Source organism: Staphylococcus taiwanensis (genome assembly GCA_020544305.1).
In the GTDB taxonomy this organism is placed as follows: Bacteria; Bacillota; Bacilli; order Staphylococcales; family Staphylococcaceae; genus Staphylococcus; species Staphylococcus taiwanensis.
Window position 1 is genome coordinate 1963535 of record CP058667.1, and the last position, 25311, is coordinate 1988845.

The window sequence follows — 25311 nt, forward strand, 5'->3', positions numbered from 1 at the left end:
AAGCTAACGTTACTGATAAATGTAACGTTAGCTAAGCGTGTTAACAGTCAATCAATTATTACGAATCGCACGTTTAGACTGCTTAATCCAGACCGGTAGGCGTTCTTCAATCGTTTGAAACCCATACTTTTCTGTTTCTTTAATTTCATCTAATACTGACTGCTTTTCTTTTTTTCGTTCGTAATTCTTAAAGTAATCATTATCTTTGAGTGACAAGTTAAGTTTTCCTTCATCATCAATTGATAAAATCTTCGCTTTAACAATTTGTCCTTCTGATAGAAATTTTTTTAAGTTATGGACATAATCATCCATGATTTCTGAAATGTGGATTAGTCCTTCAGTATGGTCAGGGGTCTCAACAAAAGCGCCATACGGTTGAATTCCAGTCACACGCACTTTAATATGCTGACCTTCTTTATAGTGAGTATTCAACTTGATAACCCCTTATTTCGATTTTCTTAACATAATAATAATAGCATAAATCACAAACTTGGACTAACTATAAGCCAATAAAAATCCATAATTTTTCAGAAATTTTATATTTAATAAATAATTAAAAAAAGTAAAGTTCGCATTTAATACAAGGTCTGGACAAAAGCGGTTAGGATTTGAGTAGATCTGAACGATGAGCAAAATTGTTTCTCAAATTTTGTCGAATCGTAAAGAATCTACCGAAAATCCTGCTTTTGGAAAGCCGTCAAAAAAGGTCTGGACAAAAGCGGGTAGGATTTGAGCAGTAGTGAAAGGAGAACAAAACTGCTTTTTAGTTTTGCTGATCTTTGAGCGCTCTGCCGAGGAACCTGCTTTTGGAAAGCCGTCAAAAAAGGTCTGGACAAAAGCGCGTAGGTTCTGAGCAGTAGCGCAAGGAGAACAAAACTGCTTTTTAGTTTTGCTGATCTTTGAGCGCTCTGCCGAGGAACCTGCTTTTGGAAAGCGGTCAATTAGGTCTGGACAAAAGCGGGTAGGTTCAAAAATACATATAAACTATTAAAAAAACGAGCCAGCTTAAAAAGCCACGACTCGTTTTAATAACTATTCTATTTCTAATAAAATCATTTATATTCTTATAAATAAAGTTCAAAAGATTTACTCATTCATACGCTCTATTTGTCTTCTACATCAATTGATTCAATGACAACATCATGAACGGGTTTATCTTGTGCACCTACTTTAGTGTTGGCAATATCCTCTAATGTAGTTTCACCATCGATTAATTGTCCAAAAACTGTATGTTTTTGATCTAACCAAGGTGTACCACCATTATCCGCATAAGCTCTTGCGATAGGTTCTGGCCAACCACCATCAACTAATTGATTTACCATTGTTTCAGGCACTTCTTTCATTTGTACAACGAAAAATTGTGAACCATTAGTGTTTGGCCCAGCATTAGCCATTGAAAGTGCACCATATAAATTAAATGCTTCTAATGAGAACTCATCTTCAAAAGAACCACCATAAATACTCTCGCCACCCATACCTGTTGCAGTTGGGTCACCACCTTGAATCATAAAATCGTTAATGACACGGTGGAAAGTAATGCCATCATAGTAACCATTTTTTGCATGTGTCACAAAATTTTCAACTGTTTTAGGTGCGATATCTGGAAATAGTTTGAAAGTCATATCGCCTTTATTAGTATGCATAACAACCTTAATTTCATTGTCTTGTATTTCTTTATTTAACTGTGGATAGTTAGTCATTTAAATTCTCCATTCATGTTATGATGATATAAGTACATCTTAACATATTTGAAAGGAAGTAATATAGCATGTTATATCGATTCTCACACAAGACAGGCGCTTATGGCGTATCTATTAAAGAGGAGAACGATGATCAAGTGCTCGTTCAAATCGAACAAGTTATTAAACACCCTAAACAAGGTGATTTACACAATCCTGGTCAAGTTGAAGGTGTTTTTTTTCATGAAAGACGTGCGTTAAGTCATTATGAAAAAAGATACGCCACACGTTCACAACTACGCGACTTTAACGTTGAAGAAATGGACTATGAAGCGTCATTACAACAAGCAATTACCAAAATGGAAAATGATTTAAAACAACAAGATACTGAGTTTGCAAAATTAGCACTCAATAACTTAGAAAATCTAAAAAATGACTACTCAATTCAATATAAACAAAAATTTTTATAAGTAATTTTGACGTGTTTCTTCTTATTTAACAAGTTCCTAAAAACCACTGTCTGCATAGGCTTTCACGGTTTTTCAGAATGATATGATTCATGTATAATGTATGCCATAAATATTTTTAAAGGAGGATAACGTAGTGAGTTTGTTACATATTGCGGTTATTTTACCGTTAATATTTGCACTCATTATTCCAATCCTTTATCGATTCTTTAAGAAGATTCATTTAGGTTGGTTTGTATTACCTATTCCTGTTGTCTTATTTATTTATTTCTTATCTCTTATATCGACTACTCAGTCAGGTAATACAGTGGTAAATACTTTAAAATGGATGCCACACATTGGTATGAATTTTGATTTGTACTTAGATGGCTTAAGCATATTGTTTAGTTTGCTCATTACAGGTATTGGCAGTTTAGTTGTGCTCTATTCTATCGGTTATCTTAGTAAATCTGAACAACTTGGAAATTTTTACTGTTATTTATTACTTTTTATGGGTGCAATGTTGGGAGTTGTACTTTCAGATAATTTAATTATTTTATATTTATTTTGGGAATTAACCTCATTTTCAAGTTTCTTACTCATCTCTTTTTGGAGAGAGAAACAAGCTTCAATTTATGGAGCTCAGAAATCACTTATTATCACCGTCTTTGGTGGCTTAAGTTTACTAGGTGGCTTCATCTTAATCTCATTAGCAGGAGAGTCGTTGAGCTTACATTATTTACTTGAAAATGCGTCCGAAATTCAGCATAGTCCTTATTTCACATTAGCAATGATTTTGATCATGCTAGGTGCGTTTACGAAGTCTGCACAAGTACCTTTTTATATTTGGTTACCAGATGCGATGGAAGCACCTACACCAGTCAGTGCATACCTTCACTCAGCAACAATGGTTAAAGCTGGATTGTATTTAGTCGCACGCGTTACGCCGATATTTGCTATTTCACAGGGATGGATATGGACGATTACTTTAGTTGGGTTAATTACATTATTTTGGGCATCATTTAATGCAACAAAACAACAAGATCTTAAAGGTATACTTGCCTTTTCTACCGTGTCTCAACTTGGAATGATTATGTCCATGTTAGGAATTGGTGCGGTAAGTTATCATTTCGAAGGCAGTCAAAGTCAATTGTATATCGCAGGTTTTACTGCAGCAGTCTTCCATCTAGTAAATCACGCAACATTTAAAGGTGCATTGTTTATGGTAACTGGTGCTGTTGACCATGCTACAGGAACACGTGATGTAAAAAAACTGGGCGGTTTACTTACAATTATGCCAATTTCATTTACAATCACGATTATTACAGCTTTGAGTATGGCTGGTATTCCGCCATTTAATGGTTACTTATCTAAAGAGAAATTTTTAGAAGCAATGATTGAAATAACTCATGTACATATTTTTAGTTTAAATACGTTAGGGATTATTTTCCCTATTCTAGCGATTGTTGGAAGTATGTTTACATTTGTTTATTCAATTAAATTTATACTGTATATCTTTTTCGGTAGTCATAAACCTGAATCTCTTCCGAAAAAAGCACACGAAGTTTCTGCATTGATGTTAATTTCTCCTGCCATTTTAGCCGTGCTTGTCATCATCTTCGGCTTCTTACCAGGTTTATTAACTCAATCGATTATTGAACCTGCAACAATGGCAATTAGTGGTACTTCAAATGTTCATGCTGAATTTCATATGTTTCATGGCATTACACCAGCATTTATTTCAACCCTAATCATTTGGGTGTTTGGCATCCTATTATTACTCTCATTTGGTTATTGGATTCGACTATTACACGCTCAACCACGTCAACTAACTTTGAATCATTGGTATGATTCAGCTGGAAAATGGTTACCATCTACATCAGCTAATATGACAAATAGTTATGTGAATGGCTATGTTAGAGACAGTTTAATCATCATATTTGGCATGTTAATAGTCGTTACGGTAGCGACTCTAGTAAGCGTTCCATTCGATTTTAATTTTAAAGATATCAATAGGATTCATATCTATGAAGTCGTTATTTTAGCATTACTTGTCATTTCAGCATTTATGGTTGTTATTGCTAAATCACGTTTATTTAGCATAATTATGCTAAGTGTTGTTGGTTATTCAGTATCAGTGTTATTTGTATTTTTCAAAGCACCAGACTTAGCATTGACGCAATTTGTAGTAGAGTCTATTTCTACGGCATTATTCTTATTATGTTTCTATCATTTGCCTAATTTAAATCGTTACAACGAAACACAATCTTTCAAATTAACCAACGCTATTATTTCAATTGGTGTCGGTTTAGTTGTTACTATATTAGGTTTAATTGCATATGGAAACAGACACTTTACTTCAATTGGTGAGTATTATAAAAATCATGTTTATGATTTAGCTCATGGTAAAAACATGGTCAATGTAATTCTTGTAGACTTCCGTGGCATGGATACGTTATTCGAATCATCTGTACTCGGAATTGCAGGTTTAGGCGTTTACACGATGATTAAATTACGTCGTAAACATAAAACAAGTGAGGTGAAGCGTGATGAACAGACAGAACAATAATTTAATGTTTCAATATGCTGCTGTTATTATCGCCTTTTTAATCGCCTTATTTGGAGTTTCTTTATTCTTTGCAGGGCATTATACACCTGGTGGTGGCTTTGTGGGTGGCCTACTGTTGTCTTGTGCATTAACCATCATAGCTATCGCCTTTGATATTAGCACTATGCGTAAAGTTTTCCCTTGGGATTTTAAAATTTTGATTGGTATCGGTCTGCTATTTTGTGTAGGCACACCTATCGCAAGTTGGTTCTACGGCGAGAACTTTTTTACACATACAGAATTTAATATTCCGTTGCCCCTACTTCAACCTGTGCATATGAATACACCTATGTTTTTTGATTTTGGCGTCCTTTGTGCAGTAGTTGGAACAATCATGACAATTATTATAACGATTGGAGAGAGCGAATAGTGGAAATAATCATGATTATTGTATGTGGCATCCTCACAGCAATTAGTGTCTATCTCGTTTTGTCTAAAAGTTTGATACGAATTGTTATGGGGACAACATTAATTACACATGCATCAAATTTATTTTTAATTACTATGGGCGGGTTAAAACACGGTGAGATGCCGATTTATGAGAAGAATATTTCTCAGTATGTTGATCCTATCCCCCATGCTTTAATACTTACAGCAATTGTAATTGCTTTTGCGACAACTGCCTTTTTCTTAGTGTTGGCATTTAGAACTTATAAAGAATTAGGTACGGACAATGTAGAACGAATGAAGGGAGTGCCTAATAATGATTGAAACTAATTTGGTCGTCCTTTCATTAGTTGTACCTATTCTTACCGCTATCCTACTCATTTTTCTAGGAGAGCGTTATCAAGCTAAACGAACTGTTACTTTAACTGGTTTAATTATCACTTTGATTGTAGCCTTTATCAATTTACGCAATGTGATTATTGATGGCCCACTCAAAGTGGAATTAGGTTCATGGCCAGCACCTTATGGCATTATCTTTTTATTAGATAGTTTCAGTGCAATGTTAATTGTTACTAGCATTATTATTACAATACTTATCACTGCCTATTCTATTACTACTGCTGGCATTGATAGAGAAAGATATTACTTTCATTTTTCAATCACTTTTATGTTAGTCGGTATTATCGGGGCTTTTACTACTGGTGATATATTTAACTTATTTGTATTCTTTGAAGTATTCTTAATGTCTTCCTATGCTTTGCTTGTATTGGGTGGCACACATATCCAATTGCGAGAAACTGTGAAGTATCTACTCGTTAATATTGTAACGTCGACGTTCTTTGTTATTGCGGTTGCAATTCTTTATTCAATAGTCGGTACGCTCAATATGGCTGATATAAGTGAGAAGTTATCTACGCTTTCAAATACACATGGTGGTCTTTTAAGTATTGTCTTCATTTTATTTATTTTTGTATTTGCGACAAAAGCGGGTGCCTTTCCAATGTACGTGTGGTTACCAGGTTCTTATTATGCACCTCCATTTGCAATCATTGCATTCTTCGGTGCGTTATTAACCAAAGTGGGTGTCTATGCCATTTTAAGAACATTAAGTTTGTTCTTCCATAACACCATGAGTTTTTCACACTACACTATTTTGTTCTTAGCATTATTAACAATCATCTTTGGTTCAGTTGGTGCAATTGCTTATTATGATACTAAAAAGATTATTATTTATAACATCATGATAGCGGTTGGCGTGATTTTAGTTGGTGTTGCTATGATGAATCAAGCAGGCATCATCGGGGCTATATATTACACAATACACGATATGTTAGTTAAAACTGCGCTATTCTTATTAATTGGTGTGATGTATCAAATTACTAAATCAACAAACCTAAAGGAATTTGGTGGTCTCATTAAAACTTATCCAGTACTTGGATGGTCATTTTTCATTGCAGCTTTAAGCCTTGCTGGCATTCCACCTTTGAGCGGATTTTATGGTAAATATTACATCGTACAGGCGACATTTGAAAAAGGCTTTTATGTAAGTGGCATAATTGTATTACTTTCTAGTTTAGTTGTCTTATATTCAGTGATTCGCATTTTCTTAAAAGGCTTTTTCGGAGAGCCAAAAGGATATGATATACAACACAAAGTAAATGTAAAACAAGCCACTACGATTTCAATTATTGCAGTTATCATCACTGTGGCATTCGGACTATCAGCTGATTTATTATATCCGATTGTTTCAGAAGCAGCTAAATCATTCTATGATCCTAGCGTCTATATCAAAAGTGTATTAGGAGGTAGATAATGATGGCTATACAAATTGTTTTAAACTTTATACTAGCATTTATATGGTTATTCTTAAGTGGAATCTATACATTAAATAACCTCTTATTAGGATTGATACTTGGTTTAGGACTTGTTTATTTATTCAATAGTATTTTGCCAGGTAATTTCTATTTAATTAGGATTTATAAAATCATCAAATTAATCACTGTCTTTTTTATAGAATTAATTAAAGCAAATATTGATGTGCTAAAAATTGTGCTTCAACCTAAAATTAAAAATGAACCTGGGTTCTTTATTTATCACACTGATTTAAAAACAGATTGGCAGATCGTTCTGTTATCAAATTTAATTACGCTGACACCAGGAACAGTCGTATTGGGTATTAGTGATGATAGAACAAAGATTTACATTCATTCTATTGATTTCAGTACAAAAGAGGAAGAAGTAGCTGGTATCAAATCTTCACTTGAAAAAGTAGTGAGAGAGGTGGGCGAAGACTAATGGTAAAAATAATTATGATTATTGCTTTAATAATTGTTTCAATATCTATGTTAGCAATGTTCATCCGTATCATTAAAGGTCCCTCTTTAGCTGACAGAATTTTAGCACTAGATGCAGTAGGTTTACAATTAATGGCTTGTGTTGCATTATATAGTATTTTTATTGGTGCGCAGTATTTACTTGTAACCATTTTATTAATTGGTATTTTAGCCTTTTTAGGAACTGCAGTCTTTTCAAAATATATGGATAAAGGTAAGGTGATTGAACATGATAGCGAACATCATCATTAGTTTAGCAGTCATCTTTGTTATCTTAGGTGCGTTAATTAGTGCGGTCACTGCGATTGGTATCATTCGTCTTAAAGATATTTATTCACGTGGCCATGCTGCTGGTAAGTCAGCTACATTAGGCGCTATATTTTTATTATTTGGAACGTTCTTATACTTCATAGGAACTGAAGGTTATATTAATATGCAATTGATTTTTGGCATTATCTTCATATTTATCACTGGCCCTCTTTCAAGCCATTTAATTATGCGCGCTGCATATAACAACAAGACACCTTATACAAAAGATACCAAAATAGATGAATTTAAAAAGGAATTTAAAGATAAGAAAATATAGTTCATCATGTTATAAAGTTCTGAAGGACAGATCGTACCTTCAGGACTTTTTTTATTGTTTTAAAAGGAAAGTCATGTTATTATAAATCGTAATTATTACGTTTTATAAGAAAGAAGTGTTATTATGCATTGGACAATTATTGGTGGCGGTATTCAAGGAACAACGATAGCGATTCAACTAAGAGAATTAGGATTACCGAAAGATCAATTATCAATTATCGATCCAAATTCATCGTTATGTGAACAATTTAATGATTATTCACATAGAATCAGTATGCCCTATTTGCGTTCACCGATTGTGCATCACGTTCACCCAAACCCATTCCATTTGAAGCAGTTTGCTAAGACAAAGCAATATACGCATGCCTCTTATGGTCAATATCAACGTCCTCAAACAGAAATGTTTATGCATCACATTCACGATCAAGTTCATAACTATGATTTAAATCAGAGTCATATCCAAGGTTATGTAGAACATTTAGCAAGACAGAACAATCTTTGGCAAATCAAATTATCTAATGACCGTGTGATGCAATCAGATTACGTTATTCTGGCTCAGGGCTGTAATCACAAGCCTTATATACCAAATATTTATAAAGGCTTGGAGGATGTATGCCATATTTTTAGTGAACAATTTGAGCCTGCAATGTATGAACACTGTTCGCATGTTATAGGAAGCGGCATTTCGGCTGCCCATCTCACTTTGAAATTAATTAACCAATCAAGTGATAAGGTGGTGCACCTTTGGATGAATAAGGATATCGATATCCAACATTTCGATGCTGATCCTGGATGGCTTGGTCCTAAGAATATGAACCATTTCTTAAACATTGAGTCTTCTGAAGAACGTATGGCAATTATTAATCAAGAACGCCATAAAGGGTCTATGCCTAGAGAATTATATTTACGTCTCAAAAAACACATCCAATCAGGTCGTCTCTTAATACATAAAGAGGAGATTATTTCGGTTGAAAATCATCAAATAATTACTCAAGATGCACAAACACCTTATGACGCCATCATACTTGCGACGGGGTTCAAATCTACGTTAATGCAACAACCAATCATACAATCCCTAATTAATAATGAACATGCTCCTTTAACATCTAGTGGTTTCCCAGCCATCAGTTCTGAACTGGAGTGGCTCCCACAACTATTTGTAGCTGGTGGTTTAGCTGATTTAGAACTAGGACCATTCGCAAGAAATATTATGGGTGGTAGAGATGCTGCTCAAAGAATTAAACTTGCATATCAACGATTGGCTAGAGAGGAAACGCGTCGCCATGCATAAAAGGGAGTGGGACAGAATTCTTTTTAAATTCGTTGTCCCTCTCCCAACTTGCTTTGCTTGTAGAATTTCTTAGTGAAATTCTCTTTGTTGGGGCCCCGCCCGCAAGGATGACTAGAACTGGAAAAAGCTTGATTTAAGCGCCTTTTCAGTTCAGTCAGCTACTGCGAATTTGCAAAATAGAATCATCATATTATTTATGTTCCAGGCTCATGAGAAATGGTGCAGAATTCAAACTTGCTTTGTTTGTAGAATGTTTGGGTAAAAATCATATGCTAGGATCTCGCCTAGCCCTCTAGTATGACTAAAGCTGAGAAAAGCTTATTTTAAGCTCCTTCTCAGCTCAATCAACTACTATGAATTTATAATATAGTCTAATATCTCAATCTCAGTTTAAAGCAGTGCGATTAACACTACTTTTATTTATCATTTTTAATTTTTAGAGGTTTGATACCAATGGTACCCCTCATGACACTTATGAGTTGGTCTTGTTCACTTTTGATTTCAACATTCCATACTTGCGTTGTTTTACCTTGATGGAGAATCGTTGCTGTTGCAATAACACGTCCATCTTTTACTGAATGTATATGATTTGCATTCATTTCTAGTCCTAATGGAATATAGTGATTCGTATCAACTAAGTTCGCAGCACCTAATGAACATGCCGTTTCACCCAAAGCGATTGTCGCGCCACCATGTAAATAACCAAATGGTTGTTTTACTTTATCCGTCACTGGCATCGAAATAACGACTTTGCCTTCAGTTGATGCTTCAATTCTCATCTCAAATGTTTCTAATAAATTGGTCACTTATTTCACCTCATTTACAACTATAATATCATAGCTGCAATCGTACCAAAAATCATTAAAGGTATATTGTAAAATAAGAAGTTTGGAATACACGTATCTCGAATGTGATCATGTTGACCATCGACATCTAAACCGGCTGTAGGTCCTAAAGTAGAATCACTTGCTGGAGATCCGGAATCACCAAGTGCACTTGCAGTACCTACTAAAGCAATTAATGCCATTGTATCTAAACCAAGTGATGCACCTAGTGGAATAAATAACGTCGCAATAATTGGAATCGTAGCAAATGAAGAACCTATACCTAGTGTTACGATTAAACCAATAATATACATGACAATGATACTTAATAATTTGTGACCACTTGAAATTTCAGTCAAACTTGTAACTAATTTGCCAATATCTCCTGTAGCATTCATTACACCAGCAAATCCATTTGCTGAAAGAATCACTACACCAATGAATGACATTATCTTAATACCTTCTACAAATTGACTATCTAATTCTCTCCATTTATAAACACCAGATATGAAGAATACTAACACACCTGCTAAAGCACCAAATATCATTGAATCTGTAAATGTTTGAACTAAAAATGTCGCTAAAATAGCTACGACTGTGACTACTAATACATAGGGTTTAATTTCTGTTATAGCATTTTCATCTTCAACATAAGCTTCCGTCTTATATTCACGTGGTTTACGATAATAGAACATACCAATAATCAAACCAACAATATACCCCATTGATGGAATAAGCATGGCTTTCCAAACCATGTTAAATTCGATAGGATGATGTGCTTTTTGAAATCCGCTCTGAATGATTTGGTGGAAAATTTGTCCAAATCCGTATGGTAGTAAAACATATGGCCAACATAGCCCGAATCCAATAACTAATCCAATCAAGCGTCTGTCAATCTTCAAGTCATTAAATAAACTTAATAATGGCGGAATAACAATTGGAATAAATGCAATATGAACTGGAATTAAGTTCTGACTCATAATACTCATTGCAAGAAGTGCCACAATGATAATGACCTTAACTTTAACTCTTGATAATCGGCTATTCTCCGAATGAATGGCACGTATAATTTTATTTACTAGATAATCTGTAATACCACTATATGAAATGAGTGCAGCGAAGCCACCTAGTAATGCATAACTTAGCGCTACTTCAGACCCATCCACAATATTTTTACCAAATACGCTAATCACTTTTTCAATACTCATACCTGAAATTAATCCACCAACAAGTGCACTAATAAATAGACTAATAACGACATTAAGCCTACACAGACATAAGATGATCATTAAAATGACAGCAATAACAACTGCATTAAACATGAAAACACATCCTTTATCTCTCTACCGAACTAAAGTAAATTTATGTCATTTATCATACCAAGTGGTTCCACCCATGTCAATAAAGAGTTTTATTCATTTACGAAAACATTTTAGACATAAGAAAAGGAATAGTCATGAGTTCTTGTATGAAACTCACTTCTATTCCTTAACCATTAATAGATTTAAAGTAAGCTGATTGCTTTAATTTATGATCGTAACCAATTTAACACTGGTACAATCATACTGCCAGTTGGACCTTTAGGCCCTTTGTAACTATTTTTATTTGTAGTAGCAGGTCCAGCTATATCAAAATGGATATGCGGCGTTTGACCACTAAAATGTGTGATAAATGTTGCTGCAAATAGCGCTTTCCCATTACCATTAGTATGATTTACTAAATCTGCTACATTTGAATTTCGGATTAAACGTTGTTCTGTACGCGTAATTGGTAACTCAAAGGCAAACTCATCTGTTTCTCTCGCACTTGCAAGAATATCTTGTATTTCATTTTCAACGTGAGAACTAAAAATAGCAGCTTTATCTTCTCCCAATGCCACAATAGCGGCACCAGTTAAAGTTGCAAAATCTAAAATAATACTAGGCTGGAACTGATTAGCATAAAATACTGCATCGCCTAACACTAGACGTCCCTCTGCATCACTGTTAAGCATCTCAACCGTTTCCCCACTCAAAGCCGTGAAGACATCATCTGGTTTCATGGCGTTACTACTAATCATATTCTCTGCTGAAGCAATTACACCTACAATATTAATTGGTAATTCTAAACGAGCTGCTGCTTCAATCATTCCAACAACGTTAGCCGCCCCACACATATCAAATTTCATCGTTTGCATACCCACTTTAGATTTAATACTGTATCCACCTGAATCATAGGTAATACCTTTACCCACTAATGCAATTGGCGCATCCTCTTTTTTGCCACCATTATATGTCATTGTTATTACTGTTGGCGGATGCTCTGAACCTTTACCAACCGCATGGATAAGACCAAAACCTTCAGCTAATAATTGACTACCATCTTTAATATCAACTTCAACTGACGTTTGTACAAAATGCTGTTCAATCTGCTCAGCAAAGTAATTGGGTGTTAGTATATTAGGCGGTATATTACTATAATCACGTGCTAAATTAATCGCTTGCCCCACAACAACACCTTCTTGAATGTTAGATTCCAGTTGTTTATTTTCTGTTGAAATGACAAGGTCAAGTTGATAAGGTACAGGTTTATTAGATTTATAGTTATCAAAAGTGTAAATGGCTTGCTCACTTTGTAACCCCATCACTTCTGCAATTTTAGATTGTGGGACTTGCTTAGATATAAACGTATCGAATAGAATATCCGCTTCAGTGATATTAGATTCTTTTAAAAATTGAAAAAGATAACCAAATACTTTCAATAATGCTGCGTAATCCAGTGATTTCAAATTACCTAAACCAACTGTAATCAATCGTATTGATTTTTCTTGTAACGGCAATAACGTTGAGGAAACTTTGCCTAGATTACTGCTAATAAGATGTTGATGTCGATATTGATCAATACGTTGTGTTAAGTCTTGATCATTATAACGAATTGTACCTAGTTGGTTAATATGATCTGGTAATCCTAAAATAAGTATCTCAGAATTTAATTTTTGATTGTCAGTGATTTTGTAGTTTACCATATCTAATCCACTCCTTTACTAATGGAACATATTTGTAAAAGTACATTCTAAAGACTGCTAAATAGCATATAATGTTAAAAAAGAGTGGGACAGAATTCATTTAGAATTCGTCGTCCCACCCATAAGGAAGACCAGAATCGAGTGAAACTTAATAAAGCTCCTTCTCAATTCAGTCAGCTACTGCAAGTTTTTACAGTTGCCTTTTAGTCCTATACTTTTATTAGTAACTTTATTTATACGATAACTTAGAATTTACCTTTTTTGAATGCTAAACCTACGCCACCGATTTTGAATACTGCACGCGTATCGATTACTTTTTTCATGAAGGCAGCTTTTTTACCAGTAATATCTCTACCGTAAACAATACCTACGCCGTCATGAGAACCTAATGAACATACAGTACCACGGTCAACATATTCGAAATCTGTAGGTGCTTCACCATTTAAGATATTTTTAATACTTTTAGCAACGTGTTCACCTTGTTGCATAGCAATTTGTGCTGTAGTTGGTAATGGACGTTCTTCACCAGCAGGGATGAATGCAGAACAGTCACCAATTACGAAGATATCATCATGACCTTCAATAGTTAAGTCTTGTTTGTTGATAATACGACCACGTTTAACGCCTTCGAATGATTCTTCCATTAATTTGCTACCACGAACACCTGCCGCCCAGATAGCTGTACCAGCTTCTAATGTTTGTTCTTGATCATTTACTTTAACTACGAAACCTTTTTCGTTACAAGCAACGATTGGTGTAGCAATTTTGAATTCAACGCCACGATCTTCTAAATAGTTAACAGCATAGTTCACTAATTCATCAGAAAACATTGGTAACATTTTTGGAGCAGCTTCAACACAAGTCACTCTTACTTTGTTTTGATCTACGCCATATTTATTACATAATTCAGGGATTCTTTCAGTTAATTCACCTAAGAATTCGATACCAGTGAAACCAGCACCACCGACTAAGATAGCTAAATCTTTGTCATCTTTTTCTTTAGAAGCTGCATAGTTAGCAAATTTATCTTCGATGTGACGAGATAATTTACGAGCAGTTTCGATGTTTTCAATTTGGTAAGCATAATCTTTCATACCTTTAATACCAAATGTTTCACTTTCGAAACCTAATGCTACTACTAAAATATCGTAATCATAGATACCGTGGTTAGTTTCTACTTTTTTAGCGTTACGATCGATTTTAGTTACTTCTGCATTGATAAATTTAACTTTATCTTCTTTAATAACACTTTCAATTGGATAAATTAAATCTTCGTAATTTAATGTACCAGCTGAAGCTTCATGTAACCAAGTTGCTTCATAGTGATATTTATTTTTGTTGATTAATGTAATTTCCGCTTCATCTGCAGAAAGTTCTTTTTGTAATTTAGTTACTGTTTGTAAACCAGCATAACCTGCACCTAAAACAAGTACTTTTTTACGATCTTGTGCCATTTCATTCACCTAAGCTTTCATAATTATTTTCTTAAATGTAGAAAAAGGCTACAAATTTCAGAACATAACAAAGTTTAGACCATTAATAATACTTCCAATATTATACGTACGTCTAATAACATATTTAAAACTTTGCACTTAACCTAACTGTTCATCCCCATTTATAGTCTTAGTCAACACTTTTATTTTCAATTCGATTTTATGAACTTCAGTTCACAAAAAAGTCAAAGTTCAATCCATCTTCAATTTTATAGCTTTTACATTACATTTTCAAGCAACAACAAGACTATAATTAAAATATTCACATCACAATCTAATATAAAGTATATAATTGATTGATTTGCATGCATTCAGTATTCAACTGAACTTAGCAGTTTTCGGGATTTCCAGCAACTTTAGCAGTTCTAAATGAACTACCACAACCACATGATGCAATAGCATTTGGATTATCGATTTGGAATCCGCCACCCATTAATGATTGTTTGAAATCGATAGTCGTACCATTTAATACTGGTGCATCATATTTATCTACTAAAACTTTTAAACCATAAAATTCTAGTACCTCATCGTTTTCACCTGGTTGTTCTTCAGCAGACATACCATAGGTTAAACCAGTACATCCACCACCATTTACTTTAATTTTTAAATAACCGTCTTCCATTTCATTACTTTTCAACATATCCTTTACTTCATATGCTGCAGCTTCAGTTAATGTTACAGTTGGCATAACTAAATTCCTCCTATAATAAATTAGTAAAATCGTTCTCTTCTATATGTTTATAAATATTATTTAGCAAGTCCTCAGGTGTATCTCCTTCAACAGTATTCCCATCGACCAATGCGTACAATCCACATGAACATACGCCACAGTTGTTAAGACATCCATATTCTAACACATCTACATCTGGATCATTTTCTAATTTATCGTAAACGTAGTCTCCGCCCTTTGCCATATTCGAAATACAGAATTCGACTAATGGAAACATACTTCACCTTCTTCATCATTTTTAATTATACAATTATAACAAATATTGCTCCAAATCGCATTGCCTTGGCTCATTATTCATTCAGAATAATACTTACGAACTATTTATTATTATATGTAAAAATATGAGTTAGTTGTATGCGTCATACATTTCGTTGTAGTCATTTTGAAAAAAAGATATAATACAATTATACATATATCGTACATTTAATTGTGAGGGGCAATATAATGGCAACGATAACTATCTTTACTATAATGAGCTTTTTATTTCTTACGATAAAACATCTCAAAAACTCATTTCAATTAAAGGGTTGTTATTTCAAATTATTTCAGAATAATAAATTATATAAAAAGGGGTATAGCATATGAAAAATTTAGTATTACTTGGTGGCGGATACGGTAATATGCGTATTATGTCGCGCATTCTTCCAGATGCATTACCAGAAGATTATACATTAACATTAATTGACCGCATGCCGTTCCACGGTTTAAAGCCTGAATTTTATGCATTAGCTGCAGGAACTAAATCAGATAGCGATGTTCGCATGAACTTCCCAGATTCTGAACGTATCAATACAATTTACGGAGAAATTAATGATATTGATTTAGATTCACAAATCGTTTCTGTTGGTAATACTAAAGTAGATTACGATGAACTCATTATTGGGCTTGGTTGTGAAGATAAATATCATAATGTACCAGGTGCTGAAGCATACACACATAGCATTCAAACATTATCTAAAGCTCGTGAAACATTCCATAAAATTAGCGAACTCCCTACTGGTTCTAAAGTAGGTATTGTAGGCGCTGGATTAAGTGGTATTGAATTGGCTAGTGAATTACGCGAAAGTCGTGGCGATTTAGAAGTAATTCTTTATGATCGCGGCGAACGTATTTTAAGAAACTTCCCTGAAAAATTAAGTAATTATATTGCGAAATGGTTCCGAGAAAATGACGTTAAAGTGGTACCTAATTCATTAATCGATAAAGTAGAACCAGGTAAAATTTATAACAGTGGCACACCAGAAGCTGTAGATTTAGTCGTATGGACTGCTGGTATTCAACCAGTTGAAGTGGTTCGACATTTACCCATCGACATTAATCGAAGTGGTCGTGTGATTATCAATCAATACCATCAAGTTCCTACCTATAGAAATGTGTTTATTGTTGGGGATTGTGCTGATTTACCACACGCACCAAGTGCGCAATTAGCAGAAGTGCAAGGCGACCAAATTGCCGATGTACTTAAGAAACAATGGAACAACGAGCCGCTACCTGATAAAATGCCGGAACTTAAAGTACAAGGTTTCTTAGGCTCTCTTGGCGAGAAAAAAGGTTTTGCGTATATTATGGACCGTACTGTAACCGGTCGTTTAGCACATATTTTAAAATCCGGAGTACTTTGGTTATATAAATATCATAATGGCTAATTGTAGACTATGCGCATTGAATAAAAAGCATCAAGCGAGGATAAGTAATCGACTCGCTTGATGCTTATTAATTTATGCATTGTTTGAATTGGCAAAATGTTGATCAACAAATTTAGTTAATTGCTTTGTTTGAATATAACCATCTGCGACATATTCATCATTCATGGTAATCAATGGATAGAATAACTCATCTTCTTCAAGTTGTTCAATAAACTGCTGATCATGATCACTTAGATTTTCTGTTTCATTTTGAAAATCAATATACGTATATTCAAAATCGATGTCTGGATATTTTCTTTCCAATAAAGGTTTAATCCATTCAAATGTATTTCTAGAAGTAGGTGCATTTACACAACTTGCACAAACAACATCTGCGCCATAAACTACTACACTCACTTTAGTCATATTCAAATCCCCCGTTTTGTTTTATAGATTTTTATTACTTTATCTATTATAATAAATTAATAATGAAATTATGAAGTAATTTACTTGAAAGGAGACATATCTCATGCCTACTGAGAATGCAACAATGTTTGATCAAGTAGCTGAAGTTATTGAACGTTTACGTCCTTTTTTATTACGTGACGGCGGAGACTGTACATTAGTAGATGTTGAAGACGGCATCGTGAAATTACAATTACACGGAGCTTGTGGTACTTGTCCAAGCTCAACAATTACACTAAAAGCTGGTATTGAACGTGCATTACACGAAGAAGTTCCAGGTGTTATTGAAGTAGAACAAGTATTCTAATCAATCGCCTAATATATATTTAAATGATTAGGGTGACTCTGAAAAAATGATAATATTTTAACTCTATATTGCTAATTCGCAGTAGATGGCTGTGATGAGAAGTTGCTTATACCAAACTTTTCTTAGCTCTAGTTACCCTTTTAGGGAGTGGAACACATTGCGGTTCCACCCCTCTTTTTTTATTTTTTTAAGAAAAAAATCACCAACTAATAAAGTTAAATAACTCAATTAGTTGGTGTTTTCAATAAATTTTTATTGATGTTGTTTTTTATCCTTAGCTTTATCATCATTCATGTGTTGAACAATATGTTGATTCATATGAGCCCAACCTTTCCATCCTACGTGGACTACATCACTAAGTACATATTTTTCATAATCTTTATCTGACATATCATACACTTTACCGCCATGTGCGACAACGGTTTGATGTATTTTTTTGTATACAGGCTCACGAGTAGAGCGATGAATACCTAAATGATCATACCATTTACCGTTAACAGGTAAAATAACATATTGAACATCCGCACCAGATTTGTGCATTGTATCTACTAATAATGATAAATCTTTAAATTCTGGAGAGTTCATTTTGAACTCATATTGACGACGATTCATAGGTTTTCTATGCATCAATTGTCTCCAATATTCATTACGAATTCCATATTTATTTGAAGTAGAACGTTTTTCTCCTAACTTAACCGCTTTTTCTTGCATTGTATTCCATGATGCATTGGGTTCAGTTATTGGTTTCACATGTGATAATGGAGATTTATCAAATGAGAAATATGTTTTAATCGCTTCAATTTTAAGCAATTGGCTCTCTTTGAAACGTGACACATAGTTACCATTCACTTCTCCATGATTTTTAACTACTTCTTTTAAGAATGGCTTATTAGAAGTACTTTTAAAATGTAGTAAACGTTTGGCATATCTTTCTTTTAATTCTGAAGGCATGTCTTTTTGTTGAAACAACTGATTAATTTGATTTGGTGATGTACGTGCAGCGAAATCTCGATCGTTTACGCCATGTGTACTAAACCACTGTGGCGAAATGATAAATGTCATCTTTTTCCCTTTAAGTTGATCATATTGACCAGCTAATTCAATCGCATTAATTAAATCGGTATTACCACCAGTACCTACTAAGAATACTGGCTTAGTATCTTTTCTATGATTTAATGCAAGTGCAGGGTTAAATGGATCTTTTTTATTAAGTTCACTTGATCCATAGATAGGATAATATTTATCACTACTAAATAGTTTATTTTGAATGAGCGTACCCTTGAGTACTTGATCTGTTAAAGAAATTCTATTATCAGCGACTGCTTTATTCGACACCAAACCTGTAAACCAGCTTGCAGGCATTAGCACAAAGGCTAAGAAAAGCAAGCCACTGATAAGAATTGGTAAAAATGGCTTTAATTTCATCGTAATTCTTCTAATGCTTCAACAATTTTATTAGGAGTTGCCCACTCATCACGATCAAAGTCCATAATTGACACTTCAATGCCTAATCTATTTTGAATTTCAAGTAATAAACCAACTGTTTGGAATGAATCGATAATTCCTTCTTCAAAGATTTCAACATCAGGGTTTTCTTTTACCACATCATTTTCTGCAACGTCAGCTAATAAATCTAATACTTGTTCTCTAAATTCCATAATTTAAGACTCCTTTTAAATTAATTTTCCTGAAAAGATTAAAAATCCAAATGCTACAAAATGGAATGTAATGACAATACTCAATGCTGTAGTAAACCCATTTTGCCAACGTGGTGGATGTTTCTTTCTCCAACGCTCATAATATCCATAGCCGATAAACATCAAGCCGTGATAGATACCATAAACAATATAGAATACTTCTAGACCATGCCACACACCCATGATAAAGAAGTTTAAGAAGAATGCGAAGTTAGACATCGCAAATTGACTCTTCATTAATTTCTTACGTGACATATAGAATAATGTACGCATGTAAATACAATCTCTAAACCAGAATGATAATGACATATGCCATCTATTCCAGAAATCTTTAATATTACGTGCTTTAAATGGTTGCTTAAAGTTAGGTGGTGTATTGATACCATATAGATAACTCACTGCAACTGCGAATAAACTGTAACCAGCAAAATCAAAGAATAAATAGAAACTATACGCATACATATATAACCATTTATGTGTAAAACCGTGTAAGTTCATCGTTAGTGGTTGAATCGCATATACATTAAGCAAGTGCGCAATAATATATTTATATAGGAAACCAAGCATAATCATATGAATGGCTTTCAATATCATTTCTCTATATTGTTCACCTGTAGGAACCTTTTTATCATCTTTAACAAAACGTTTATAACGATCAATTGGCCCAGAAGATACAGTTGGGAAGAAAGAAATAAATTGAAGTAATTTACCAACTTTGATTTCTTTTATTGAACCGTCTCGTATTTCCATAATAAGTTGAATACTTTTAAACGTTACATAAGATATTCCTAAAAATCCTACGAATTCAATTAATTTATGTTCATGGAAGTGAATTTGATGACCACCAAGCCATGAACTTTGTAATACTTTAACAATTGCTAAAGGTAAAATGGATAATACCATGACAATAACAAATTTGCTGAAAGTATTATTCTTTTGTCTAGATTTGTAATACCACATAATTAACAAGACTTGCCAAATAAGATAAATGACAAAACTTAGTAATTGTATACTTAAATACTTGTTACCAAATAAGTTATGCTTATCTGATGAAAAGATGATTACAATCATAATTGCTGTACTAATACCGTTATACCAATAGCTTCGCTTACCTAAGAATCCGAGTATGATGACTGGTAATAGTACGATAAACCCAATTAAGAAGAAGGTAAACGTTCCATAAGGAATCATGCGTTAATATCCTCCGCAACTTGTTTACGGTCAAGTTTTCCGTTAGAAGTTAATGGTAATTGGTCCATCCAAACAAATTTTCTCGGAATCATGTATTCAGGTAAGCGAGATTTTAGTTCAGATTTGATGTTTCTTGTCATTTCTAAATCATCTTTAACTTCTTCAGTTGGTACAATTGCGCCAACTAGATGTATCACTTTATTGTTTTTGTAAATTGGTACTACAATTGTTTCTCTTACATATTGAGATTGACGTCCTTGTATGAACCATTGACCATCCTTTTCAACCGCTTTATCACCTGTATGATAGATGCGTAAACCATCATCAAAATTGAACACCGCTTCAGTCTTCTCTTTATTCTTTAAGTAACCAAGGCTAACACTATTTCCTTTGATAACCAGTTCCCCTTCATCTGTTGTAGATAAAGTTGTATTTGGTCTTGAAACACCAACAGGTAGTGGATTGTAAGTTTCAATAATCTCTGGTGTTAACTTAACGCCTGTGACAGCAACTGTCGCTTCAGTCGGTCCGTACGTATTGTATATAACAGCGTTAGGGTATCTATCCATTAATGCTTTTGCTGTTCTGTGCGGTAGAATTTCACCACAGAAGAAGAAATGATTCAAACTTGGATAACTTGATTCATTTAGATTAGGTAATAGTAAACACATTTCCATAAATGATGGTGTTGATACCCATGCATTGATTGGCGTATTTACTAACATTTCATTTAATAACTTAGGTTTGTTTATCATATCTTTATCTACTAAGTTTAAAGTTCCGCCTGATGTTAAGCACGGATAAATTGCCATCACTGATAAATCAAATGAAAACGGTGCTTGATTTAACCATTCTTGAGGTTCATTAGATTCATTTAATGAAACCATCCATTCTGCAAATTCGATTAAACTTGCATATTCGATTTGAACCCCTTTAGGTTCACCTGTAGATCCTGAAGTGAAGATGGTATACACAACATCTGTCATAGCCATTTGGCTATCAAATACAATCGGATTATCAGATTGTTGAATATCTTGGATTGTAATCTCAGTTGCAGTGTGATGATTTAATGTTGTCTCAGTTGTATTAAATATAAACTCAGGTTGTACTTTATCAATAATCATTTCTACACGTTCACTTGGAACAGATGTATCAATTGGTACATAACCGCATCCTGCTTTAATTGCACCTATCATACCTACTAACATGAATGGCGACATGTGACCAAAGACAATTAATGGTTGTTTCGTATCTTGCAATAGGTGTGCTAATTTACTCGATTCATCCATCAATTGTTTATATGTTAATTCCTCATCTTTATGTCTAATTGCTACGCGATCAGGATTTTTTTGACCAAAGTCATTTATTAAATTTATGATATCTGACATAATTAGACTCCTTATTAAAATTCATTGTAAATGAAATTATTATGTGTATCGCCGGAACCATAAATTAGGTACAGCGCAATAAATATAGCTAAATATAATATTGTTAATAAGTATGGTTTCGCTTTTTCAAAATATAGCATCGCCTTATTATTCTTTTCTTTCAATGCAATATGGCACCTCACTATCTTTTACTTGAGTGAAGAGGATTTCTTCATCCAGTTTGTATCTGAACCTCTAATGTAGATTTAAATATAAAATTTAATATATAAAATTTATATTTTACACATTCATCTTATTATAATTAAAAACTGTATTAAAGGCAAATCGATTTTTTGAGCATCTTTAATAAAAATGCTTTTTATTAATTTTGAGCTAAAGTTTCAATTTAAATAAAACAATTTATCAATTCATTTAGCTACAACATTTATCGATTTCAAGGACAACTATTATATTAGTACCAAATCGTTAACTTCACAATTACACACCACATAACAAAACTGTTATATAAAAAAACTTCTTATTGTTAAAGGACAATATGAATCACCCTTTGGAATAAGAAGTTTTAAATCATTATTTGTTTGTGACTGCTGTAAGTGGTGCTTGTTCTTGTAAAATAGCTTTAATATTATCAACACATAATTGAATCATACGATTTCTAGTGACTACAGAAGCACTACCTATATGCGGTAAAATAACTGCATTATCTAAATCTAAAAGTGGATGATTAAGACGAACGGGTTCTTCTCTTAAGACATCTAAACCACATCCACCAATTTCGTTATTTTTTAGTGCCTTTACGAGTGCCTCTTCATCAACAATCGCACCGCGTCCAATATTAATAAAAATCGCATCTCTTTTCATTTTTGAAAATGCAGCTTCATCGAATTTGTTTTCAGTTTCCTTAGTAAGCGGCGCAGTACAAATTATAAAATCACTCTGATTTAACAATTCGTCGAACGATACATACGTTGCATTGATTTCTTGTTCAGCCTCTTCATGTCTTGAACGATTATGATAAAGAATGGTTGTATTAAATCCTTGAAGTCTGCGAGCAAAGCTTTTTCCAATCTCACCCATACCATAAATACCTACTGTCGAACCATAGACATCTTTGTCTGATAACAAATATGGCCCCCAGCTTTTCCATTCACCATTTTGAACATAGCGTTCTGCTTCAATAATTCGACGTGCGACAGTTAACATTAAAGTAAAACCTAACTCAGCCGTTGTCTCTGTTAACACATTAGGCGTGTTCGTAATGACAATTCCTTTTTGGTTCGCTAATCTTACGTCTATATTGTCATATCCCACAGCCATATTAGCGATTACTTTCACGTTGTTCGCGTGTTCAAGACTTTCCGCGTCTATTTTTTCGCTTAAAGTAATAAAACAAGCGTCTGCTTCTTCTAAACCTTTTAAAAATTCAGACCTCGGCATAGGTTCAAATTCTTCGTCCCACATTTGAACGTCACCTAGTTGTTTTAACTGTTCAACATAATAATCAGGAATTTTACGTGTGACTAAGATCTTTTTCATTATCAAGCCACTCCTTTATTTATTCTGAGTGTTCTTTTCTAATTCTGATATCGCTACATTTAAATCTTCAAATGAATACGTTGGCTGTTTATCTTTTTGTTGTAGTTCTTCGTAAGATGTTACCCCTGTTTGAACATGGATGGTATCTACGCCGACATTGATGCCTGACATAATATCTGTATCATATAAGTCACCAACCATGGCTACATCAGATTTATCCAATTTCAATATATCTAAAGCAATATCCATGATGACTGGTTCAGGTTTACCAATAAATTGAGGTTGTTGGCCTGTAGAAACACTGACAACACTTGTAATTGCCCCATTACCAGGTAAGAATCCGCGTTCTTTTGGAATTGAAACGTCAGGGTTAGTTGAAATGAATCTTGCACCCTTACGTACAGCGAGAGTAGCAATAGCCAGTTTCTCATAAGTAACTTGTTCATCTAAACCAATCGCAACGTAATCAACATTTTCGTCGTCTTTAACAATTAAACCAGCGTCTGTAAGTGCAGTGCGCAATCCACTACCGCCTAACATATATACCGTCGCACCACTTTTTTCTCCAGCAATGAAATTCGCAGTAGCTAAAGCAGAGGTTACAATTTCTTCAGGTTTAGCATCAATCTTCATTTCTTTTAATTTTTGAGTTACTTCTTCAGGCGTTTTCGTTGAATTATTAGTTACATATAAATGAGGAATATCACGCTTATTTAGATAATCAATAAATTGAGCTGCACCATCAATTTCATCTGTACCTAAATACATTGTTCCGTCTAAATCAATTAAATAACCTTTATAATCTTTCATTACTTGTTTTCTCCTTTTCCAAAAGCAGTAACTGGAACGTTTTCCTTTTCAAGAAATTGCGCTACTTCTTGAATGAACTGCTCATAGTAAGGTAACGCTTTATCAAAAAGTGGTTGAATTGCGTCACAATCCAGTTCCGTATAATTATGAGCAAACTGCTTTCTCACGTCTATTGTTTCATTAATATGTTGTTGTGTAGATTTGGTAATAACATCCTCTAATTCCAAGATATCAATCACATCTTTATAATTACCGGGATCTCTTAAAATAAAACCATCGATAATCATATTGCCAATATCTACTGAAGATTCAATTAACATTTGAGCAATGCGTTCAAATGCATAATGATTATTTTTATTTGTTTCATAATCTTGAGTTAGTTGATTTAAATACGTTAGTTTTAAAGTTAATTTATCTTTATCTACAAAATACATGTCCGTCACCCCTTAATATATCTATCATATCACAGTTTTGCATCGGTCTTCATTTGTCGTTATACTAAATTAAAATACAATGATAGAAGGAGTTTAACGCTTATGATAGATATGTATCTATACGATGACGAAGAACAAAGCCAAGTCCAATTTGTCGGCTTCGTAGGTGAACATAGTCGATATGATTTAATGCTTGTTCAAACAGACCGTCATTATGGCAAAACACTCGTTTTAAATATGCAAACAAATAAGTTTGGTATTATTGGAACGGATGATATTGAAGAAGAAGGCTATATTGCACATATTTTAGGCGTTAGCCAAGAGGAAAGTGATGAAATTATCGAATATTTGAATCAAGTTATTCAATAAAATATATATAAATAAGCGAATCGGAATACCCATTTGATTTGAACCATATAAAGGTAGATTTGAGTCTAACATTTAAGGTCCATGCCAAATAAAGTTACGCGATTCGCTT

Annotated in this window: 29 protein-coding genes; 12 read left to right on the top strand and 17 right to left on the bottom strand. The window is 33.7% G+C overall.

What is annotated here, in order from left to right; translation table 11 throughout:
* Positions 1-51 precede the first annotated feature (51 nt).
* Positions 52-432, bottom strand: a complete 381-nt coding sequence (locus HYI43_09345) for a S1 RNA-binding domain-containing protein (protein UDI78744.1) — start codon at positions 430-432, stop codon at positions 52-54.
* A gap of 671 nt (positions 433-1103) precedes the next feature.
* Entirely contained in the window at positions 1104-1700 is a 597-nt protein-coding gene (locus HYI43_09350; protein UDI78745.1) for a peptidylprolyl isomerase, read from the bottom strand.
* Between the two features lie 68 nt (positions 1701-1768).
* On the opposite strand from HYI43_09350, the gene HYI43_09355 reads away from it, so the two are divergent.
* The 9 genes from HYI43_09355 to HYI43_09395 all read left to right on the top strand — a co-directional run bounded on the left by HYI43_09355 (position 1769) and on the right by HYI43_09395 (position 9329).
* Positions 1769-2149, top strand: coding sequence for a kinase-associated lipoprotein B (locus HYI43_09355; GenBank protein UDI78746.1), 381 nt, complete (start codon positions 1769-1771; stop codon positions 2147-2149).
* Positions 2150-2282: 133 nt separating this feature from the next.
* A complete protein-coding gene (locus tag HYI43_09360) occupies positions 2283-4694 on the top strand; it encodes a Na+/H+ antiporter subunit A (protein ID UDI78747.1) in 2412 nt (803 codons plus the stop codon).
* A complete protein-coding gene (locus HYI43_09365) occupies positions 4675-5103 on the top strand; it encodes a Na(+)/H(+) antiporter subunit B (GenBank protein UDI78748.1) in 429 nt (142 codons plus the stop codon). The genes HYI43_09360 and HYI43_09365 overlap by 20 nt, the downstream gene beginning before the upstream one ends.
* Entirely contained in the window at positions 5103-5444 is a 342-nt protein-coding gene (mnhC1, locus tag HYI43_09370) for a Na+/H+ antiporter Mnh1 subunit C (protein ID UDI78749.1), read from the top strand. The genes HYI43_09365 and mnhC1 overlap by 1 nt, the downstream gene beginning before the upstream one ends.
* Positions 5437-6933 carry a Na+/H+ antiporter subunit D gene (locus HYI43_09375; GenBank protein UDI78750.1) on the top strand — a complete coding sequence of 499 codons (1497 nt, stop codon included), beginning with the start codon at positions 5437-5439 and terminating at the stop codon, positions 6931-6933. Before mnhC1 ends, HYI43_09375 begins: the two co-directional genes overlap by 8 nt.
* A gap of 2 nt (positions 6934-6935) precedes the next feature.
* Positions 6936-7415: a Na+/H+ antiporter subunit E gene (locus tag HYI43_09380; protein UDI78751.1), complete on the top strand. Its 480-nt coding sequence runs from the start codon at positions 6936-6938 to the stop codon at positions 7413-7415.
* Positions 7415-7705 carry a Na(+)/H(+) antiporter subunit F1 gene (locus tag HYI43_09385; GenBank protein ID UDI78752.1) on the top strand — a complete coding sequence of 97 codons (291 nt, stop codon included), beginning with the start codon at positions 7415-7417 and terminating at the stop codon, positions 7703-7705. The genes HYI43_09380 and HYI43_09385 overlap by 1 nt, the downstream gene beginning before the upstream one ends.
* Positions 7683-8039, top strand: coding sequence for a Na+/H+ antiporter subunit G1 (locus HYI43_09390; GenBank protein UDI78753.1), 357 nt, complete (start codon positions 7683-7685; stop codon positions 8037-8039). Before HYI43_09385 ends, HYI43_09390 begins: the two co-directional genes overlap by 23 nt.
* Positions 8040-8162: 123 nt before the next feature.
* Positions 8163-9329 carry an NAD(P)-binding domain-containing protein gene (locus HYI43_09395; GenBank protein ID UDI78754.1) on the top strand — a complete coding sequence of 389 codons (1167 nt, stop codon included), beginning with the start codon at positions 8163-8165 and terminating at the stop codon, positions 9327-9329.
* Between the two features lie 416 nt (positions 9330-9745).
* On the opposite strand, the gene HYI43_09400 is transcribed toward HYI43_09395, so the two are convergent.
* The 6 genes from HYI43_09400 to HYI43_09425 all read right to left on the bottom strand — a co-directional run bounded on the left by HYI43_09400 (position 9746) and on the right by HYI43_09425 (position 15597).
* A complete protein-coding gene (locus tag HYI43_09400; protein ID UDI78755.1) occupies positions 9746-10135 on the bottom strand; it encodes a PaaI family thioesterase in 390 nt (129 codons plus the stop codon).
* A 20-nt stretch (positions 10136-10155) separates the two neighbouring features.
* Positions 10156-11475, bottom strand: a complete 1320-nt coding sequence (locus tag HYI43_09405) for a Na+/H+ antiporter family protein (protein UDI78756.1) — start codon at positions 11473-11475, stop codon at positions 10156-10158.
* Positions 11476-11681: 206 nt separating this feature from the next.
* Positions 11682-13157 (bottom strand): leucyl aminopeptidase family protein, encoded by a 1476-nt coding sequence (locus tag HYI43_09410; protein UDI78757.1) that lies wholly within the window; start codon positions 13155-13157, stop codon positions 11682-11684.
* 245 nt (positions 13158-13402) lie between these two features.
* Entirely contained in the window at positions 13403-14611 is a 1209-nt protein-coding gene (locus HYI43_09415) for an NAD(P)/FAD-dependent oxidoreductase (protein ID UDI78758.1), read from the bottom strand.
* Between the two features lie 367 nt (positions 14612-14978).
* The gene (locus HYI43_09420) at positions 14979-15338 is read right to left on the bottom strand and encodes an iron-sulfur cluster assembly accessory protein (GenBank protein UDI78759.1); all 360 of its coding nucleotides are present in this window, start codon (positions 15336-15338) and stop codon (positions 14979-14981) included.
* Between the two features lie 13 nt (positions 15339-15351).
* Complete coding sequence (locus HYI43_09425) at positions 15352-15597, bottom strand: YuzB family protein (GenBank protein UDI78760.1); 246 nt, start codon at positions 15595-15597, stop codon at positions 15352-15354.
* Positions 15598-15961: 364 nt separating this feature from the next.
* Between HYI43_09425 and HYI43_09430 the strand changes: the two genes are divergently transcribed.
* Positions 15962-17026: an NAD(P)/FAD-dependent oxidoreductase gene (locus tag HYI43_09430; protein ID UDI78761.1), complete on the top strand. Its 1065-nt coding sequence runs from the start codon at positions 15962-15964 to the stop codon at positions 17024-17026.
* A gap of 72 nt (positions 17027-17098) precedes the next feature.
* Here the strand turns inward: HYI43_09430 and HYI43_09435 are convergent, their stop codons facing one another.
* Positions 17099-17431, bottom strand: a complete 333-nt coding sequence (locus tag HYI43_09435) for a YuzD family protein (GenBank protein ID UDI78762.1) — start codon at positions 17429-17431, stop codon at positions 17099-17101.
* A 103-nt stretch (positions 17432-17534) separates the two neighbouring features.
* Between HYI43_09435 and HYI43_09440 the strand changes: the two genes are divergently transcribed.
* Positions 17535-17777 (top strand): NifU family protein, encoded by a 243-nt coding sequence (locus tag HYI43_09440; GenBank protein UDI78763.1) that lies wholly within the window; start codon positions 17535-17537, stop codon positions 17775-17777.
* Between the two features lie 252 nt (positions 17778-18029).
* Here HYI43_09440 and dltD read toward each other — a convergent pair whose 3' ends face one another.
* The 8 genes from dltD to HYI43_09480 all read right to left on the bottom strand — a co-directional run bounded on the left by dltD (position 18030) and on the right by HYI43_09480 (position 24833).
* Positions 18030-19202, bottom strand: a complete 1173-nt coding sequence (gene dltD / locus HYI43_09445) for a D-alanyl-lipoteichoic acid biosynthesis protein DltD (GenBank protein ID UDI78764.1) — start codon at positions 19200-19202, stop codon at positions 18030-18032.
* The gene (dltC, locus tag HYI43_09450) at positions 19199-19435 is read right to left on the bottom strand and encodes a D-alanine--poly(phosphoribitol) ligase subunit 2 (protein UDI78765.1); all 237 of its coding nucleotides are present in this window, start codon (positions 19433-19435) and stop codon (positions 19199-19201) included. The genes dltD and dltC overlap by 4 nt, the downstream gene beginning before the upstream one ends.
* 15 nt (positions 19436-19450) lie before the next feature.
* The gene (dltB, locus tag HYI43_09455; protein UDI78766.1) at positions 19451-20665 is read right to left on the bottom strand and encodes a D-alanyl-lipoteichoic acid biosynthesis protein DltB; all 1215 of its coding nucleotides are present in this window, start codon (positions 20663-20665) and stop codon (positions 19451-19453) included.
* On the bottom strand, positions 20662-22053 hold the full coding sequence (locus tag HYI43_09460) for a D-alanine--poly(phosphoribitol) ligase (protein ID UDI78767.1): 1392 nt from the start codon (positions 22051-22053) through the stop codon (positions 20662-20664). Before HYI43_09460 ends, dltB begins: the two co-directional genes overlap by 4 nt.
* A gap of 14 nt (positions 22054-22067) precedes the next feature.
* Complete coding sequence (locus HYI43_09465; protein UDI78768.1) at positions 22068-22193, bottom strand: teichoic acid D-Ala incorporation-associated protein DltX; 126 nt, start codon at positions 22191-22193, stop codon at positions 22068-22070.
* 430 nt (positions 22194-22623) lie between these two features.
* On the bottom strand, positions 22624-23589 hold the full coding sequence (locus HYI43_09470; GenBank protein UDI78769.1) for a D-glycerate dehydrogenase: 966 nt from the start codon (positions 23587-23589) through the stop codon (positions 22624-22626).
* 15 nt (positions 23590-23604) lie between these two features.
* A complete protein-coding gene (locus HYI43_09475) occupies positions 23605-24399 on the bottom strand; it encodes a TIGR01457 family HAD-type hydrolase (protein UDI78770.1) in 795 nt (264 codons plus the stop codon).
* A complete protein-coding gene (locus HYI43_09480; protein UDI78771.1) occupies positions 24399-24833 on the bottom strand; it encodes a DUF86 domain-containing protein in 435 nt (144 codons plus the stop codon). The genes HYI43_09475 and HYI43_09480 overlap by 1 nt, the downstream gene beginning before the upstream one ends.
* 102 nt (positions 24834-24935) lie before the next feature.
* Here HYI43_09480 and HYI43_09485 point away from each other — a divergent pair, with 102 nt between their 5' ends.
* A complete protein-coding gene (locus HYI43_09485) occupies positions 24936-25202 on the top strand; it encodes a DUF3055 domain-containing protein (protein UDI78772.1) in 267 nt (88 codons plus the stop codon).
* The last annotated feature ends 109 nt before the right edge of the window (positions 25203-25311 follow it).